Here is a 16,649-nt window from a genome sequence, read left to right on the forward strand (position 1 = left end):
TTTACTTAACAAAAGAGAAAATCGACAATCGTACTATTTTCCCATTTTTCATATTGCGACAGTCATTAGTTAGTGAAAGGAAACTTTTTTCAATAGTGTCTTATGCACACAAGAATTTCCTTTGTGATGTGCCGGCAGATCTTTTTTATGGATGCAATATAAGAGAATTTGAAACAAAACAATCTTACGGTATTTAAATGAAAAAAATAAATTATCATTATAAATAAGTATCTTATCTTAAACTCTTTGAACTTATTTTTTTAAATATCTAATCTTTATTAACAGGTCTTAAAATCAAAGAATTTCTTATCAAGCAAATGACTTGGGCGTACATTTGTTAAAGCACGAATCATCGTATCTTTACGTCCTGGCATTTGCCTTTCGATATTTTTCAGCATTTCTTTCATTGCATTACGTTGTAAACCATCTTGACTACCGCAAAGATTACAAGGAATAATCGGAAATTGCATTGCTTGAGAAAATTTTTCCATATCCTCCTCAGCTGCATAAACAAGAGGACGTAACACAAAAAGATCTCCTTCATCATTTTTAAGCTTTCCAGGCATGGCAGCTAATCGGCCACCGTGAAACAAATTCATAAAAAATGTTTCTAAAACATCATCACGATGATGACCTAAAACTAATGCAGAACATCCCTCTTCACGTGCAATACGATAGAGATTACCACGTCGTAATCGAGAACAAAGTGAACAATATGTCTGCGACTCTGCCAATTTATCTGTAACAATGGAATAAGTATCCTGATATTCAATACGATATGGAATTTTATAAGAACTTAAAAAGTCTGGAAGAATATGCTTAGGGAATCCAGGTTGCCCTTGATCAAGATTACAGGCAAGAATTTCAACGGATAAAAGACCTCGCCACTTTAAGTCTAAAAGAAGCGCTAATAAACCATAAGAGTCTTTTCCACCCGATAAAGCAACAAGCCATTTTTTTCCTGTAGAGAGCATAGAAAAATCATCCAAAGCTTGTCGCATATGACGCAAAAGTCGTTTGCGCAATTTATTAAATTCTACGCTTGAAGGAGCAACACGAAACATTGGATGACAACTATCTGCTTCGCTTATTAAAGGATCATCTCTCCCTTCGTTTTCTTCTATTGCCTGATATTCAACTGAAACATCATTCATAATACCATATCCTGCACAATAAACAGCTCGTTTTGCAAAGATAAAAACAAATATTAAAGCAAGCTTACATTTATGTTTTTTGAATTTATAAATTAGATACACAAAAAAGAAATGGAACTATATAAGTCTATGACTATAAAACATAGCAATAAACTTAATATAGAACCATTTACAAAAAGCACTTATTAACTTCAGAGATTGTAAAAATAACACAATATCTTGAAGTTATAATAATAGAAGAGAAAAATAACTTCTCTTGCAGAAAAATTATCGAGAATAAAACTCAACAACCAAATTAGGTTCCATTTGCACAGCATAAGGAACATCTGCAAAAGCAGGAATACGTGTAAAGGTTGCTTTCATCTGTTTATGATCTGCTTCAATATAATCAGGGACATCACGTTCTGCCAATTGCACTGATTCTAAAACTAAAACAAGTTGTTTTGACTTTTCCCGAACCTCAATAACATCACCAGGTTTACAACGATAAGATTGAATATTTGTGCGCCGACCATTTACATTAACATGACCGTGATTGATAAATTGGCGAGAAGCGAAAATCGTAGGCACGAATTTTGCACGATAAACAACAGCATCCAAACGTGATTCTAACAGACCGATAAGATTTTCACCAGTATCACCCCGTCGACGAGCAGCCTCTTCATAGGTTTTATGAAATTGTTTTTCTGAAATATCTCCATAAAACCCTTTCAATTTCTGTTTAGCGCGCAACTGCACCCCATAGTCAGAAAGTTTTCCTTTACGACGCTGTCCATGCTGACCTGGACCATAATCACGACGATTGACAGGAGATTTCGGACGACCCCAAATATTTTCTCCCATACGACGGTCAATTTTATACTTTGTTGTTTCGCGTTTACTCATCGCATTTCCTTATAAAATAAAACACGAGATCTTAAGACCCCAAGGAAACGCGCCCTCCTCTGCCTTTAAATACTAAAGACTGACAGAATACCTTAACATATCAATATGCAAAGTTATCCACGGGACACGTCAATTAATGCTATTTTCTTGAAAAGATAGCTAGATCATCATTATTGGTCTTACAACCCAAAGTCAACTCCTTTCATGAGTTTTAAGCCAAATCCTTTAAACAAATTCTCCGTTAAAGAAGTGATATTTTTCGATGTTAATAACGCAAAATCTTGATATTTCTTTATATATTGATCGTGTACTTTTTCCGACAGTGGTAATAATGATCTGATATGTTTGGCAATCGCTTTCGCCGGATCAATCCACTCAACGGACCATAAAGCATGTTCACGAAAGAAGTTAATCAAAAAAGGATAATGTGTGCAGGCTAAAACAATAACATCAGTATATTGTCCATTTTTTTCCACAAAACATGGTAGGATTTCTTTTCTTAACTCTTCTGAATCGATAGATTTTCCCCGTAAATAATCTTCAGCAAATCCAGCCAGCTTTTTACTTCCCACAAGCTGAACATGACACTGTCCGGCAAAAGAATTAATTAATTCATTTGTATAGGCACGTTTCACTGTTCCAGGAGTAGCTAATACGGAAATAAAACCAGATTTTGTTTGTTCAGCAGCTGATTTAATTGCAGGAACCGTTCCTACAAAAGGGACATGAGAAAAATTCTGTCGTAAATCTGCCATCATCAGTGTAGAAACGGTGTTGCAAGCAATCACACATAAGGCTGGATTGTAGCGTGTTAAAAGATTTGTAAAAATCTTTAAAATACGCTCTTTCAAAATATTTTCTTTCCAGTTTCCATAAGGAAATCCTGCATCATCAGCAACATAGATAAATTGCATTTCAGGGATAAGAATACGTGCCTCCCTGAACACTGTTAAACCACCAATACCGCTATCAAAAAAAAGAACAGGTCGTTCATCCATTAGTTTTCACACTTATTTTTAATTTTTTTACGATCACGCTCTTCAGGTGCTCTACTCCCCCGTGGATATTGTGGCGAAAAATGATCCAAAGAAGATATAATGCCTCGCAATAAACGAACCTCAGGTTCACTAAAGTTAGCGCGCGTAAAAACAGAGCGCAAATTTGCAAGCATTACTTCTTTGCGTTCTGGGGGTCTAAAATACCCACGGATATTCAAAGCCTCTTCTAACTGAGATAAAAAACCATGCAATATTGTTTTATTTGCAGGTTCCATCTCTGCGGCACGAAATGCCGTATCGCTGACATTCTCTAGACCTGTTTTCATCCATTCGTAAGACATTAAAAGAACTGCTTGCGCAATATTAAGTGACGCAAAAGCAGGATTAACTGGAAAAGTAATAATTTCATCAACAAGGCTGATTTCATCATTTTCTAATCCCCATCTCTCTCTTCCAAAGACAATACCTGTCTTATGTCCGATACTTTCACGCTGACGTAATACGCTTGCTGCTTCGACAGCACTTTTTACAGTTTTAAATCCACATCTTTCACGTGCTGTTGTGGCAAAAACATAGTGTAAATCTGCAATTGAATCACGCAATGTATTAAAAATCACAGTGTTGTTAATAACATGATCAGCTTTACTCGCAGCAGCTATAGCTTTTTCATTTGGAAACATTTCTCGAGGTTTGACTAACCGAAGCTTAGAAAGCCCAAAATTTGCCATTGCCCTTGCGACCATACCAATGTTTTCAGGAAGCTGCGGTTCAACTAAAATAATAATGGGACCATTTGTTAAATTTTCACGATTCTTATTCGTTCCAGCCATCAATCTTACCTAGTTTCACTTAACTATCTCCCTCTCCACTATTTTTTACGAAACCTTCTTCACAGTACTCTAATGCTGTTTAATAATAAATTATAGACAATGTTATCTTTTCACTCAAAGATAATAAATTCTAAAAGCCATTAAAGTGAACGATGGAATTTATAACAATTTATATAGGATATCGTAGCGTTTTTTACATCAATTTTATCTTTTTTTTTATAGGGAATAGCCCCTACAAATCATAATCTCAGTTGAATTATGAAATCATAAATCCTAAAAAAGGGATATGCACTTTATTCCCAAACTTTTTCCTGCAAAGCTTATCCGTCGTTATAAACGTTTCCTTGCGGATGTTCAACAAGATGATCAGCATGTCCTCACCGTGTCTGTACCTAATACAGGATCAATGCTTGGATTAACAGCTTTCAACTCCAATATCTGGCTTTCATATCATAATAACATCAAACGAAAATATGCCTATCAATTAGAAATTATTGAAGCCGATAATACTTTGGTTGGCATTAATACTGCTTTACCCAATAAACTTGCATTAGAAGCAATTCAAAACGGATTACTACCAGAATTAAGTGGATATAAAACAATTTTAAAAGAACAACGCTATGGAACACAATCACGAATTGACTTTCTTTTACGTGATGACATTCTTCCTGACTGTTACCTAGAAGTCAAAAATGTTCATTTTATTCGTCAAAAAGGATTAGCAGAATTTCCTGATAGTAAAACAAAACGTGGAGCACGTCACCTTGATGAGCTCATAGGAGTTGTACAACAAGGAAAAAGAGCTGCTATGCTTTATATTATTCAACGAGAAGATTGCGCAGCTTTTACAATCTGTCATGATCTTGATCCACTCTATGGACGTAAATTTGATTTAGCATTAAAATCAGGAGTAGAATGTTATGCTGTAAAGTGTCACGTAAGTGTAGAAGGCATTTTTCCGATTCAGAGAGTAAAAATAGAAAACAGAAAAAACAATGACTGAGTATATTGAATATAATAAAAGCCCTTTAAAATTTAATGGGAAGATTCGCATTTTCGATGATTATGCTTTTGCTAAAATGCGTGAAGTTGGTCGCATTGCTGCAGAATGCCTTGATGCACTTACAGATATTATTAAGCCAGGCGTTACAACGCAAGAAATTGATGATTTTGTATTCATTTTTGGTGCTAAGCGAGGAGCACTTCCTGCTGATCTAAATTATCATGGATACAGCCATTCATGCTGTACATCTATCAATCACGTTGTCTGTCATGGCATTCCCAATAAAAGACCCTTGCAAGAAGGCGATATTGTAAATGTGGATGTAACCTTTATCCTTGATGGTTGGCATGGAGATTCAAGCCGAATGTATCCTGTTGGGAAAATCAGGCGTGCTGCAGAACGCCTGCTAAAAATAACCTATGAAAGTCTTATGAAAGGAATCGCTGTTGTTAAGCCTGGAGCAACCACAGGTGATATTGGTGCAGCCATTCAACAGTATGCAGAATCTGAACGATGCTCAATTGTGAAAGATTTTTGTGGACATGGTATTGGGCAGCTTTTTCATGATGCACCCAATATCCTCCATTATGGAAATCCTGGAGAAGGAATAGAATTAAAACAAGGTATGATGTTTACAATTGAGCCTATGATTAACCTTGGTAAACCACAAGTTAAGATTTTATCTGACGGTTGGACTGCTGTTACCCGTGACCGCTCTCTGACAGCACAATATGAACATACAATTGGTGTCACAAATGAAGGGTATGAAATATTTACACAATCTCCTAAAAATATTTTTTATATTCCAAATTCGCATACCTAACGCAATGTAGAGATGTTATGGCTAAAAAATTAAATCAAAAGGAAAATACTCAAAGTGATCACTTTGCATTAACATCGAGTTCTCCACTCACCCCAGTATCAGAAAGAAAAAGTGAAGCCCCTCAGAAAAACGCACAGCTCCATAAACATTATCAAGGACACCGTGAGCGTCTTCGGAAGCGTTATTTAAAGTCAAAAGGAAATGCAATCGAAGATTATGAATATCTTGAATTATTGCTTTTTCGCACAATACCCCGTGCAAACACAAAACCCATAGCTAAAAATTTGATAGCACGTTTTGGTTCATTAGCTGATGTGTTGGGAGCGGATATTCACCGACTTCAAGAAATTCCAGGATGTGGTCCTGCCACTGCAATTGATTTAAAAATTATTTCAGATGTTGCTGGACGTCTTGCTCGTGCGCAATTGTTTAAACGCGATATCTTTTCATCATGGGATAAAGTGTTAGCTTATTGTAAAGCTGTTATGGCTCACGAAACACGTGAACAATTTCGTATTTTGTTTCTTGATAAGAAAAACGGCTTACTTGCTGATGAGGTGCAACAAACTGGAACCATTGATCATACACCTGTTTATCCTCGTGAAGTTATTTCTCGAGCTTTAGAGTTATCTGCATCAGGACTTATCTTAGTCCACAATCACCCCTCTGGCGATTCCACCCCCTCTGATGCAGATATAACAATGACATATAGATTAAAAGATGCAGCAAATGCATTAGGCATTATTATCCATGACCATCTTATTATTGCACGAAATAACCATACGAGCTTTAAAGCGTTAAAACTTATATAAATCTTATGGGATAAAAAGATTCATTTAACTATGAATAACGAATCAATTTTCTAAATCAATATCTAATATAGCCATTGAGAAATTATAGGAGAGCTCATCTTCATCTTCATCTCGATAGATAATGCCTAAAAACTCATCTCCCATATAAACCTCACAAGAATCACTCTTTTTAGGCCGTGCTCTGACTTGCAATGCTGAGTTTTGGAATATATTTTTTAAATAATTATTAAGTTTTTTTATTTCATCAGCATTCACTATGCTCTCCTGTTTTTTTGAAACGACTAAAATAATTGCGTGTCGCGCAAATAAGACACTCCCATGATTCTGTAAAGTCAGTAAAAAAGCTTAACCTGAATATTTACTTAATATTACATACATCTACAATGTCCTTTATACATTCATAAAGAGCTTTTACAAAAGGAGTCTATCATTATTAAATATACCCGTATAGATTAAAAAATGGCAAAAAACTGTATATTTTTAATAATTTTACTTTATCTCCAATTTTAGCATCTGCATTTAGAATGCATATTCGTAAGAAAAATTGATCAATAATTTATAATTTTTTTTCTTTTATAAAAAATACAAATAACAATACTTTTTTTATTTAAAACTACATTTTTTAGCAAAAAATATTATTACATCATTCAAAAATAATTCTTTTTAATAAATTTTAAAGTATAATTATCTAGCCTTAGAAAAATTACATCTCTAAAAAATATAAAAAATAAGCTAATAAAAGTTTATTTTTCTTTCTATTTTTTATAAAAACTTATGTCACAATAGAAAAATTTTTAAATAAGCTTTTTTCAATTTATACGAGATAAAAATACTGAGTATTTTTATAAATACTAAGGCCTATGAAGAATGCTTATCTTATAGGATAACGAGAAAGAAAATCTATAACACCTTTTTTATAAACTTTATCGCCTACAGCAAGCATATGATCTCGACCAGGAATTGATAAAGCTTCACCACAAGGCAATAAAGCTGCTAATGGCTCTGCAGCACCGCCAATTTCATCTAATGAACCAACGGCAACAAGTGCAGGTTGCTTAATTTTATAAACTTCAGACGCCGTTAACTCCTGTTTTGATGTAATGATACAAGCAGCCAGTGCACGTTTATCGCTTTTCGTTTGATCTGCAAATTTACGGAACATTAAACCGCGCGTATTGGTAATGGTAGAAATATCTTCTGCTAAAAGTGCCTCAGCAACAGGCTCCCAATTTCCCGCTCCCGTTACCATACCAATACCTAAACCACCAAAAATGACACTGTGTACATATGTTGGATGCAAAAGAGCCATGAAAGCACTAATACGAGCCCCCATAGAATATCCCATAACATGGGCTTTAGATATCTCTAAATGCTGTAGTAACTTTATTGCGTCGCCAGCCATAGCTTGAGGTGTATAAAAGACAGGATCATAACTTTTAACTGAATCTCCGTGACCGCGATTATCAAGAGCAATAACACGATATCCTGCTTCAGTGAGAATGCGAAACCAACCCGTTGCATACCAATTCACTCGTGCAGAAGATCCAAAACCATGGATCAACAAAACAGGCGCGCCCTGCCCTTCTTCTCGATAAGCAAATCGCAAACCATTATATTCAAAAAAACGAATATCTTCAGCGGTCATTTTTTATTGCACTTTCCACAAAGTACAGGATGAATAACACGTTGCCCTTTTTGTATCTTTTTTTCAGAAACTTCACCAGCATTAATCTCAAGTGCAAAAGCTGCAGGAACTTCCGATGAAATGGTATTTGTCGAAAATGGAGAAGTGTTTTCAATAATCGATACAATAATTCCCTCAGAGTTTAAGAAAATCATATCTAAAGGTAAAGGCGTATTTGCCATCCACATAAAAATTTTCTGTTCATCTCCCGATTGAGAACTTTTTAGCTGCTTAAAGAGCATTGCACGATCGCGCGGAAAATCAGTCCGATACATTAAACCAGCTGCTGCTTGAGACGGCGTAAAAGCAATCTCTACCTTATAATAAACCGTACCTTGCTTTGTATGTATTTCTAAAGGAATCGGATGAACAGGAATCTCTATGGGCTTTTTTGCTACAACAACACGCATTTCTAACATAAAAAGCATTACCAGTAAAACAATATGCCCCTTTTTAAAAGGCTTTAACATTCTTGTCTCCACTACAGAAAAATTTTAAATTTTGTTTCTAAAATAAAAAGTACCAGAGTTTAAAAGTCAAAAAAAATAAGAGGGTTGCTCCCTTGTTGTTTTCTAGTTTCTTTCAACGTAATACGCGCAACTTTCCCCATTTGGTTTATGGATTTACTAGAGCCATATTTTCTTTAAAAACCTACCTCTATAGAAATTTACGAAATAACCACCTTTAAAAACACAGAAGACATACTGTTTTTATTCGTGAAATTTAATGCGTAGCTAAAGGAATGCCTATATCCGGATAAATCTCTGCTGTCATTAAACCTTTTTCTCCTTTACCAAAACGTACAAGAACAACTTGGCCGGAACGAAGCTCTGCTAAACCAAAACGGCGCAACGTTTCCATATGAATAAAAATATCTTCTGTTCCTTGGCCACGGCTAAGAAAACCGTATCCTTTATCACGATTAAACCATTTAACAATTGCACGTTCTAGTCCACTTTCTGGAGTAACAACAACATGGGTACGGGCTGGAACTTCTGATGGATGAATTGCTGAAGAACAGTCTATGGATTTCACCTGAACGCACTTTAATCCTCTTTCAGTTTTTTCCACAGCACAAATAACTTTTGCTCCCTCCAAAGCTGTTTGAAAACCATCCCTTCGCATTACCGTAACATGCAATAATATATCGGGGAAATGAGGTAAATCAGGTACAATAAATCCATACCCCTTACTACCATCAAACCACTTAATGACACCACTGATTTCGATAATCTCCCCACAAGCACCTATACTATCTTCAGATAGGGGACAATCTTTTAATGCATCCTTACTCGTCATAATAACGTGATCCTGTAGCTTATAAATTGTACGATATTGATTCTCTAGGTTTAAGTAAACATTGCTCTTGTATCAACACGCAAGCCCCAAGATAAGATTTCCCCATATTGTCGTATCTTCTATGTTAATGTCAGAGAATATCAACATGAATATTTATAAAACTATTTGATTGTAAGCTTTACATATCTTACAAGGAGTGCCCTACAAAAGAGGTTATATGAAAGGTTTTTTTACATAATGATATTTTCATAAATGTGTAACTTGCATGATGAAGAAGTTCAATATAAGGTGAAAAAACAACAATTCAATTAAGGAAAATGCGCAATGCAATTGAAAAAAATCCTTACGACAATCACAGCATTCATGGCATTTACAGCAAATGTTTATGCAAGTGAACCTATCAAAATTGGTGTTTATCTTCCATTAAGTGGTCAAAATGCATTTGGAGGTCAGCTTGAAATTAGAGGTATAGAATTAGCCCATAAAAAAATTCCAGAAATTTTAGGACGTAAAGTGGAACTTGTTATTATTGATAATAAGTCTGATAAAGTAGAAGCGGCTAATGCTGTTATGCGTTTAACAGCAAGTGAAAAAGTAAGTGGAATCATTGGTAGCTATGGTTCCTCACTTTCGTTGGCAGGTGGTGAAATATCTGAAAAAGCAAAGACTCCAACCATTGCCACTTCCTCAACGAGTCCTCTTGTTACACAGGGTAAAAAATATTATTTCCGCGCTTGTTTTATTGATTCCTATCAAGGGGTGGGAATCGCGACTTATATAAGTCAAACTTTACACGCAAAAAAAGCAGCTATCCTCAAAGATATTTCAAACGATTATGCCATTGGTCTTGCAAGCTACTTTATGCGTGCTTTCAAAAAATTAGGTGGTGAAGTTGTCTCAAATTTAAACTATAATTCCGGAGATCAGGATTTTTCAGCTGTTCTTACGCAAATTATCGCGCAAAAACCTGACATCTTATTCATTCCATCTTACTTTTCTGAGGGTGCTATCATTATGAAACAAGCACGAGAATTAGGAGCAAAGTTTCAAATTATGGGTGGAGATGCTATGGATAATCCAGAAACCATTGCGATTGCAGGAAAAGCTTCAGAAGGTTTCTTACATACGACACTTCCCTATAGTGAGGATATGCCAAATATGTCAGTAGCTGCGCAAGAATTCACAGCAGAATGGAAAAAAGAATATCCTGACAAAGAGCCGAATATCAATTCTGTTTTGGGATATACGAGTTATATGATGTTCATGAAGGCTATTGAAAATGCTGGTAGCGCTGATCGTGAAAAAATTACTATCGCTCTTAGCAAATTAAAAGATTTTCAAACCCCCTTCGGTGATATGTCAATGGATGAAAATCATAACCCTAAGATTCCTATTGGTATCATTAAAATACAGGATGGAAAACGTGTTTATTTAGAAGAGGTTAAGCCTGCTTTTTAATTAAAAAGTTTTACTTATTAAAATGCAAGAATTGGTTGAGGATCTTTTTCTCAACCAAAAACTTAGAAATTTCTTGTTATCCTATGTAAATTAACAAATGTGGAAGGATGAGAGATGAGCACTGAAATGTTCATCCAGTATTTTTTTAATGCACTGGCATTGGGATCTCTTTATGGGCTTATCGCTATTGGTTACACCATGGTCTACGGTATACTGAGACTCATTAATTTTGCTCACGGCGATATCTTCATGCTGGGAGCATATTTTGTTTTCTTTTCCACAATTAGCTTTATGCCTGCTTGGGCAGCACTTCTTCTTTTGTTTCTGGCGGCTCTTATTTATTATTCGGTCTTTATAGGGTTTAAAAGGCGCCCTTCAATTTATTGGATTGCTGTTTTTTTAATCCTTGCGTTAGGTTTTGTTTATTATTTTAAAATTTCTCCACAAGATTTCACCCCAATTTGGGTTTTAGCTCTTTGTTTTTCCATTTTTATTACAAGTGCAGTGGGTATTATTGTTGATCAACTTGCCTATAAACCTCTGCGCCATGCTCCGCGTATCTCGGCACTTATCGGTGCAATTGGTGTTTCTTTTTTTATTGAAAATCTTTCTACTGTACTCTTTAGTGGTGTCCCGAAAGGTGTAAAACAACCAGATTTTCTTGTAACACCATTTTTATGGCATTTAGGATCAGGAGCAGATGGTATCATTAGAATTGCTCCCATGTCTCTGATCGTTCCCGTTGTGTCATTGATTCTTATTGTTTTACTGTTATGGATTATCCATAAAACAAAACCGGGTCTTGCTATGCGTGCAATCTCCCATGATATTGAAACGACGCGTTTGATGGGTGTGTCTGTCAATAAAGTTATTGCATTTACATTTGGAATAGGCTCAGCTCTTGCCGCTATAGCAGGTATTATGTGGTCTTTACGTTATCCTCAAATTCAGCCTTATATGGGCGTTCTTCCTGGTCTCAAAGCATTTATCGCTGCTGTTATCGGAGGTATTGGTTCGATACCAGGAGCAATGTTGGGAGGATTGTTATTAGGGTTTATTGAAATTATGATTATCGCATTTTTCCCCGCGCTATCTGGATATCGAGATGCCTTCGCTTTCATTTTATTGATTCTGATTTTATTGATATTGCCCACAGGATTAATGGGTAAAAAAAGTCAGGAGAAAATCTAATGGCAAAGTCAGTGACAACTGTTTTATCTTGTATAAGTGTTTTAGTTCTCATAGGTTTTTTATTTTATGCTGATAGCCATTTTAATGACTATACGCTTCGTATCATAAATCTGATTGCTATTAATGCGATATTAGCAATTTCGCTTAATTTGATTTACGGTTTCACAGGTATGTTTTCTCTTGGACATGCTGGATTTATGGCTATTGGTGCTTATGTTTGCGCAATTTTACTTCTTTCCCCTGAACAAAAAGAAATGATGTGGATTCTGGAGCCTATCGCTGAACCATTGTATCATCTGCAATTACCTTTTTTTGTCGCTGTTGTTATAAGTGGTATATGTGCTGCAGTTGTAGGTTTATTGATTGCTTTGCCAATATTACGTCTTGGTGGTGATTATCTTGGAATTGCAACATTGGGTTTTGCAGAAATTATTCGCATTGTCATTACGAACGCAACATCGCTTACAAATGGCTCTTTAGGTATCAAGGGAATACCTCAAAATGCAACATTATGGTGGAACTATGGTTGGTTAGCATTTACTGTTCTCTTTATTGTCCTTTTACTGCAAAGCAATACTGGTAACGTATTACGTGCCATTCGTGATGATGAAATTGCTGCGAAAACTATGGGAATTAACGCTTTTTTCTACCGTAGTTTTTCTTTTACTGTTGGAGCGTTTTTTGCAGGTATAGGTGGAGCATTAATGGCTGCTCTTATTTCAACCATTGATCCAAAAATGTTTAATTTTCTTCTAACTTTTAATATTTTGATGATTGTAGTTGCTGGTGGTCTCGGCTCAATTACAGGAAGCATTATTGGCAGCATTATTATTACAGTTATGCTTGAATGGCTTCGTATTATTGAAAGTCCATTTGACTTAGGTTTCATACATATTCCAGAAACACCAGGGCTTCGTATGGTTGTTTTTTCTCTTTTATTGCTGGTAATTATCTTGTTTTGGAGAAAAGGGTTGATGGGACAACGAGAATTCTCATGGAATGGAATTTATAGCTTTTTGACACGCAAAAAGCTTTCTAATACTGAGGGAAAGCTATGAACGACACCATCCTTTCACTCAATAATATTGTAATGCGTTTTGGCGGATTAGTTGCTGTAAATAATATTAATATGGCAATTAAACGAGGAAGTATTACTGGATTAATTGGTCCCAATGGCGCTGGAAAAACAACAGTTTTCAATATGATTTCTGGATTTTATGCTCCTACAAGCGGCGTCATTCTTTTTGATGAGCAAAAAATTTCTGGAGCGCCTCCTTATATTATCTGTAGACGCCATATTGCCAGAACATTTCAAAATATTCGTCTTTTCTCAGGGTTAACGGTTTTGCAGAATGTTATGGTAGGAGCGCATGTTCGACAAAAATATCCTTGGTTTTCTTCAGCTCTATTTTTTTCAAAAGCAATGAAAGAAAAGAAGGAAGTTTATAAAAATTCCTTGGAGCTCCTTGAGCAGCTACAGCTTGATCACCTTGCCAATCAATCGGCAACAGCTTTACCTTATGGTGTGCAACGACGTCTAGAAATTGCACGCGCGTTAGCCACAAAGCCCAAATTGCTTCTTCTTGATGAACCTGTTGCTGGCATGAATCCACAAGAAAGTGAAGATCTTAGAAAATTCATAGCAAAAGTGCAAAAAGACTTTGATCTTACAATTCTTCTTATTGAGCACGATATGAAAGTGGTTATGGGACTTTGCCAACATATTTTGGTTATGGAATATGGCTGTTGCATTGCCAATGGTACACCAGATGAAATTCGTAATAACCCTAAAGTTATTGAAGCTTATCTTGGCGGAGATGTTTATGGATATTCTTAAAATAAAAAATCTTTACGTTCATTATGGCGCCATTAAAGCTGTCCAAAATCTTTCTATGTCCATAAAAAAGGGAAGTATTGTCACTTTAATTGGAGCTAATGGTGCAGGAAAAAGCAGTATTGTACGTTCTATTACAGGACTTAATCGCTCTGTTTATGGAAAAATTACCTATAATGGCAAATCTATTATTAAAAAATCACCAGAAGAGATTTTGCGATTAGGTATTGCTCTAAGTCCTGAAGGACGCCGTATCATGCCCCATCTCACTGTTTTAGAGAATCTTCATCTAGGCGCTTATATTCGTCATGATAAGCAGGGAATTTCCCGTGATATTGAATGGATATTTGATCTTTTTCCGCGTCTACGTGAAAGAGCAAAACAGTTAGGAGGAACAATGTCAGGTGGTGAACAACAGATGGTTGCTGTGGGTCGTGCACTCATGAGCAATCCTGATATGGTCATATTAGATGAACCATCGTTGGGGTTGGCACCGCTTCTCGTTCGAGAAATTTTTTCGATTATTAGAAAAATTAATGAGATGGGAAAAACTGTTCTTCTTATTGAACAAAATGCATTTGCTGCGCTTTCTATAGCTGACTATGCTTATATTTTAGAGGTAGGACATATTTTATTTCACGGTGAAGGTAAAACTATGCTCTCTGATTCGCGTGTTAAAGAAGCCTATCTTGGTGGATAAAGACTACGAATTGAGGAAATAGAGTTCATCCCTCCACCTTTTAAAAAAGCATTTCTCATCCTCAATGAGAAATGCTCCTTTATGAAGTTTGATTATTACATCCACCATTTTTCTGCACTGAATATCCCTGCTTCTTTTTCAATAATGTGCGCTATCTGAAAAATGACTTCCTCAGCAAAAGGTTTACCAATCAATTGCAATCCTAGAGGCAAACCATTTGATGACAGACCTGCAGGAACAGAGATTCCTGGTAAACCAGCCATATTAACGGGTACCGTAAAAATGTCATTAAGATACATTGCTACAGCATCATTTTTTATTTTTTCATCAGCAATACCAAAGGCAGGTGTTAGTGTTGCTGGTGTTAGAATAGCATCAATGCCTGAAGCAAAACATTGATCAAAATCACGTTTTACGAGTGTTCTTACTTTTTGAGCTCTTAGATAACAGGCATCATAATAACCAGATGAAAGAACATAAGTCCCAACCAAAATACGTCGCTTGACTTCATCACCAAAACCAACAGAGCGCGTGTTTTCATACATCTCAATGATGTCTTTTCCAGGCACGCGTAGACCAAAACGCACACCATCATAACGTGCTAAATTAGAAGAGGCTTCTGCAGGAGCTATAATATAATAAGAAGGTAAAGCATATTTTGTATGGGGCAAAGAAATGTTCTTAATCTCAGTTCCTGCTTCCTTTAACCAACTTATGCCTTTTTGCCAAAGCTCAATAATTTCTGGAGACATTCCATCCATATGATATTCTCTTGGAATACCAATTTTCATTCCTTTAATTGATTGACCAAGATAACTTTCATAATCAGGAACTGGTAAATTCACGGAAGTAGAATCTTTTTCATCAAAAGAGGCCATTGATCTTAGTAAGATAGCACAATCACGAACATCTCTGGCAACAGGTCCAGCTTGATCAAGGGATGAAGCAAATGCAACAACGCCCCACCGTGAACAACGTCCATAAGTTGGCTTTATTCCTACAGTTCCAGTAAAAGCTGCTGGTTGACGTATTGAGCCACCTGTATCGGTTGCAGTTGCACCGGCACAAATTTGTGCAGCAACAGCGGCAGCAGATCCTCCCGAAGAACCACCGGGTACGAGTTTTTCATTCGAGTCTTTTTTTCTCCACGGATTAATAACGGGACCATAATATGATGTTTCATTGGATGAGCCCATAGCAAACTCATCCATATTAAGTTTTCCTAACATTACAGCACCGTCTTTCCATAAATTAGCCGTGACAGTTGATTCATAATGCGGTTTAAAACCATCAAGGATATGTGAACAGGCTTGAGTATGAACACCATAGGTTGCAAAAAGATCTTTAATCCCCAAAGGAATTCCTTCTAAAAGCCCTCCCTGCCCTCTCGCTAAGCGACTATCTGATTCAGCAGCCATTTTCATTGCCTGTTCTGCTGTTATTGTTACATAAGCATTCAAAATTGGATTAGCTGATTCTATTGCTTGTAAATAAGCTTCCGTTAATTCTGTTGCTTTGAGATTTTTCTTTGTTAGAGAATCACGAGCTTGCGCAATTGTGAGGGTTGTTAAATCGGTCATATTGGTTCTCAAATTTCAAAAATATAAAAAGTTACTCAACAATTTTTGAGACAAGAAAAAAATTTTCTTCTGTAACAGGGGCATTGGCTACAATATCTGCTGCTTTATCGCCATCTGTAACACTATCTTCACGCATTCGTAGAGTCATCGGCATCACAGATGTTAATGGCTCAACTCCACTGACATCAACTTCATTCAATTGCTCTACAAAACCTAAAATAGCATTGAATTTTTTTGTCACAGGTTCTATCTCATCATCGTGGATAGCAATCCGCGCTAAATGTGCGACCCGCTTGACGGTCTCTTGATCAACAGACATACTATTTACGCCTTTCTGTTTTTATTAATCTTTATTCTGGCTATACAAGGCTGAGCTTGCAAGCGCAAGAATATTAGAT

At 36.1% G+C, this 16,649-nt stretch carries 17 protein-coding genes and 1 pseudogene; 8 read left to right on the forward strand and 10 right to left on the reverse strand.

The annotated features are described in order from the left end of the window. Positions 1-278: 278 nt before the first annotated feature. The 4 genes and pseudogenes from ttcA to ACFIJ8_RS03110 form a co-directional block, all read right to left on the reverse strand. On the reverse strand, positions 279-1,154 hold the full coding sequence (gene ttcA / locus ACFIJ8_RS03095; protein ID WP_375628391.1) for a tRNA 2-thiocytidine(32) synthetase TtcA: 876 nt from the start codon (positions 1,152-1,154) through the stop codon (positions 279-281). Positions 1,155-1,421: 267 nt separating this feature from the next. Continuing rightward, a complete protein-coding gene (gene rpsD, locus ACFIJ8_RS03100) occupies positions 1,422-2,039 on the reverse strand; it encodes a 30S ribosomal protein S4 (protein WP_273722651.1) in 618 nt (205 codons plus the stop codon). 179 nt (positions 2,040-2,218) lie between these two features. Further along, positions 2,219-3,037 carry a glutamate racemase gene (gene murI / locus ACFIJ8_RS03105; RefSeq protein ID WP_273787953.1) on the reverse strand — a complete coding sequence of 273 codons (819 nt, stop codon included), beginning with the start codon at positions 3,035-3,037 and terminating at the stop codon, positions 2,219-2,221. Next, positions 3,030-3,867, reverse strand: a pseudogene (locus tag ACFIJ8_RS03110) (RNA methyltransferase). The gene murI and the pseudogene ACFIJ8_RS03110 overlap by 8 nt, the downstream one beginning before the upstream one ends. 286 nt (positions 3,868-4,153) lie before the next feature. Here ACFIJ8_RS03110 and sfsA point away from each other — a divergent pair. The 3 genes from sfsA to radC are packed head-to-tail and all read left to right on the forward strand — an operon-like array spanning position 4,154 to position 6,505. Beyond that, positions 4,154-4,870 carry a DNA/RNA nuclease SfsA gene (sfsA, locus tag ACFIJ8_RS03115; RefSeq protein ID WP_015856408.1) on the forward strand — a complete coding sequence of 239 codons (717 nt, stop codon included), beginning with the start codon at positions 4,154-4,156 and terminating at the stop codon, positions 4,868-4,870. After that, positions 4,863-5,693: a type I methionyl aminopeptidase gene (map, locus tag ACFIJ8_RS03120; protein WP_015856409.1), complete on the forward strand. Its 831-nt coding sequence runs from the start codon at positions 4,863-4,865 to the stop codon at positions 5,691-5,693. The genes sfsA and map overlap by 8 nt, the downstream gene beginning before the upstream one ends. A gap of 17 nt (positions 5,694-5,710) precedes the next feature. After that, positions 5,711-6,505 carry a DNA repair protein RadC gene (gene radC / locus ACFIJ8_RS03125; RefSeq protein ID WP_015856410.1) on the forward strand — a complete coding sequence of 265 codons (795 nt, stop codon included), beginning with the start codon at positions 5,711-5,713 and terminating at the stop codon, positions 6,503-6,505. 42 nt (positions 6,506-6,547) lie between these two features. Here the strand turns inward: radC and ACFIJ8_RS03130 are convergent, their stop codons facing one another. The 4 genes from ACFIJ8_RS03130 to ACFIJ8_RS03145 all read right to left on the reverse strand — a co-directional run bounded on the left by ACFIJ8_RS03130 (position 6,548) and on the right by ACFIJ8_RS03145 (position 9,488). Further along, positions 6,548-6,760 (reverse strand): DUF3126 family protein, encoded by a 213-nt coding sequence (locus tag ACFIJ8_RS03130; RefSeq protein ID WP_375638989.1) that lies wholly within the window; start codon positions 6,758-6,760, stop codon positions 6,548-6,550. Between the two features lie 616 nt (positions 6,761-7,376). Further along, positions 7,377-8,150: an alpha/beta fold hydrolase gene (locus ACFIJ8_RS03135; RefSeq protein ID WP_375636085.1), complete on the reverse strand. Its 774-nt coding sequence runs from the start codon at positions 8,148-8,150 to the stop codon at positions 7,377-7,379. Next, entirely contained in the window at positions 8,147-8,659 is a 513-nt protein-coding gene (locus tag ACFIJ8_RS03140; protein ID WP_375638990.1) for a DUF192 domain-containing protein, read from the reverse strand. Before ACFIJ8_RS03140 ends, ACFIJ8_RS03135 begins: the two co-directional genes overlap by 4 nt. Positions 8,660-8,912: 253 nt before the next feature. Further along, complete coding sequence (locus tag ACFIJ8_RS03145; RefSeq protein ID WP_015856414.1) at positions 8,913-9,488, reverse strand: cold-shock protein; 576 nt, start codon at positions 9,486-9,488, stop codon at positions 8,913-8,915. 324 nt (positions 9,489-9,812) lie between these two features. On the opposite strand from ACFIJ8_RS03145, the gene ACFIJ8_RS03150 reads away from it, so the two are divergent. From ACFIJ8_RS03150 to ACFIJ8_RS03170, 5 genes are all read left to right on the forward strand, one after another. Then, positions 9,813-10,946, forward strand: coding sequence for an ABC transporter substrate-binding protein (locus tag ACFIJ8_RS03150; protein WP_015856415.1), 1,134 nt, complete (start codon positions 9,813-9,815; stop codon positions 10,944-10,946). A gap of 114 nt (positions 10,947-11,060) precedes the next feature. Beyond that, on the forward strand, positions 11,061-12,137 hold the full coding sequence (locus ACFIJ8_RS03155; RefSeq protein WP_273787948.1) for a branched-chain amino acid ABC transporter permease: 1,077 nt from the start codon (positions 11,061-11,063) through the stop codon (positions 12,135-12,137). Beyond that, entirely contained in the window at positions 12,137-13,195 is a 1,059-nt protein-coding gene (locus tag ACFIJ8_RS03160) for a branched-chain amino acid ABC transporter permease (RefSeq protein WP_273787947.1), read from the forward strand. The genes ACFIJ8_RS03155 and ACFIJ8_RS03160 overlap by 1 nt, the downstream gene beginning before the upstream one ends. Beyond that, a complete protein-coding gene (locus ACFIJ8_RS03165; protein ID WP_015856418.1) occupies positions 13,192-13,974 on the forward strand; it encodes an ABC transporter ATP-binding protein in 783 nt (260 codons plus the stop codon). Before ACFIJ8_RS03160 ends, ACFIJ8_RS03165 begins: the two co-directional genes overlap by 4 nt. Then, positions 13,961-14,671, forward strand: a complete 711-nt coding sequence (locus ACFIJ8_RS03170; RefSeq protein WP_015856419.1) for an ABC transporter ATP-binding protein — start codon at positions 13,961-13,963, stop codon at positions 14,669-14,671. The genes ACFIJ8_RS03165 and ACFIJ8_RS03170 overlap by 14 nt, the downstream gene beginning before the upstream one ends. A gap of 95 nt (positions 14,672-14,766) precedes the next feature. Here the strand turns inward: ACFIJ8_RS03170 and gatA are convergent, their stop codons facing one another. Together gatA and gatC are read right to left on the reverse strand one after the other, a co-directional pair. Next, positions 14,767-16,251, reverse strand: a complete 1,485-nt coding sequence (gene gatA, locus ACFIJ8_RS03175) for an Asp-tRNA(Asn)/Glu-tRNA(Gln) amidotransferase subunit GatA (protein ID WP_375638991.1) — start codon at positions 16,249-16,251, stop codon at positions 14,767-14,769. 31 nt (positions 16,252-16,282) lie between these two features. Then, positions 16,283-16,570: an Asp-tRNA(Asn)/Glu-tRNA(Gln) amidotransferase subunit GatC gene (gene gatC, locus ACFIJ8_RS03180; protein ID WP_015856421.1), complete on the reverse strand. Its 288-nt coding sequence runs from the start codon at positions 16,568-16,570 to the stop codon at positions 16,283-16,285. Between the last annotated feature and the right edge of the window lie 79 nt (positions 16,571-16,649).

Source organism: Bartonella sp. MF74HXZ (assembly GCF_042194445.1).
GTDB lineage: Bacteria > Pseudomonadota > Alphaproteobacteria > Rhizobiales > Rhizobiaceae > Bartonella > Bartonella grahamii.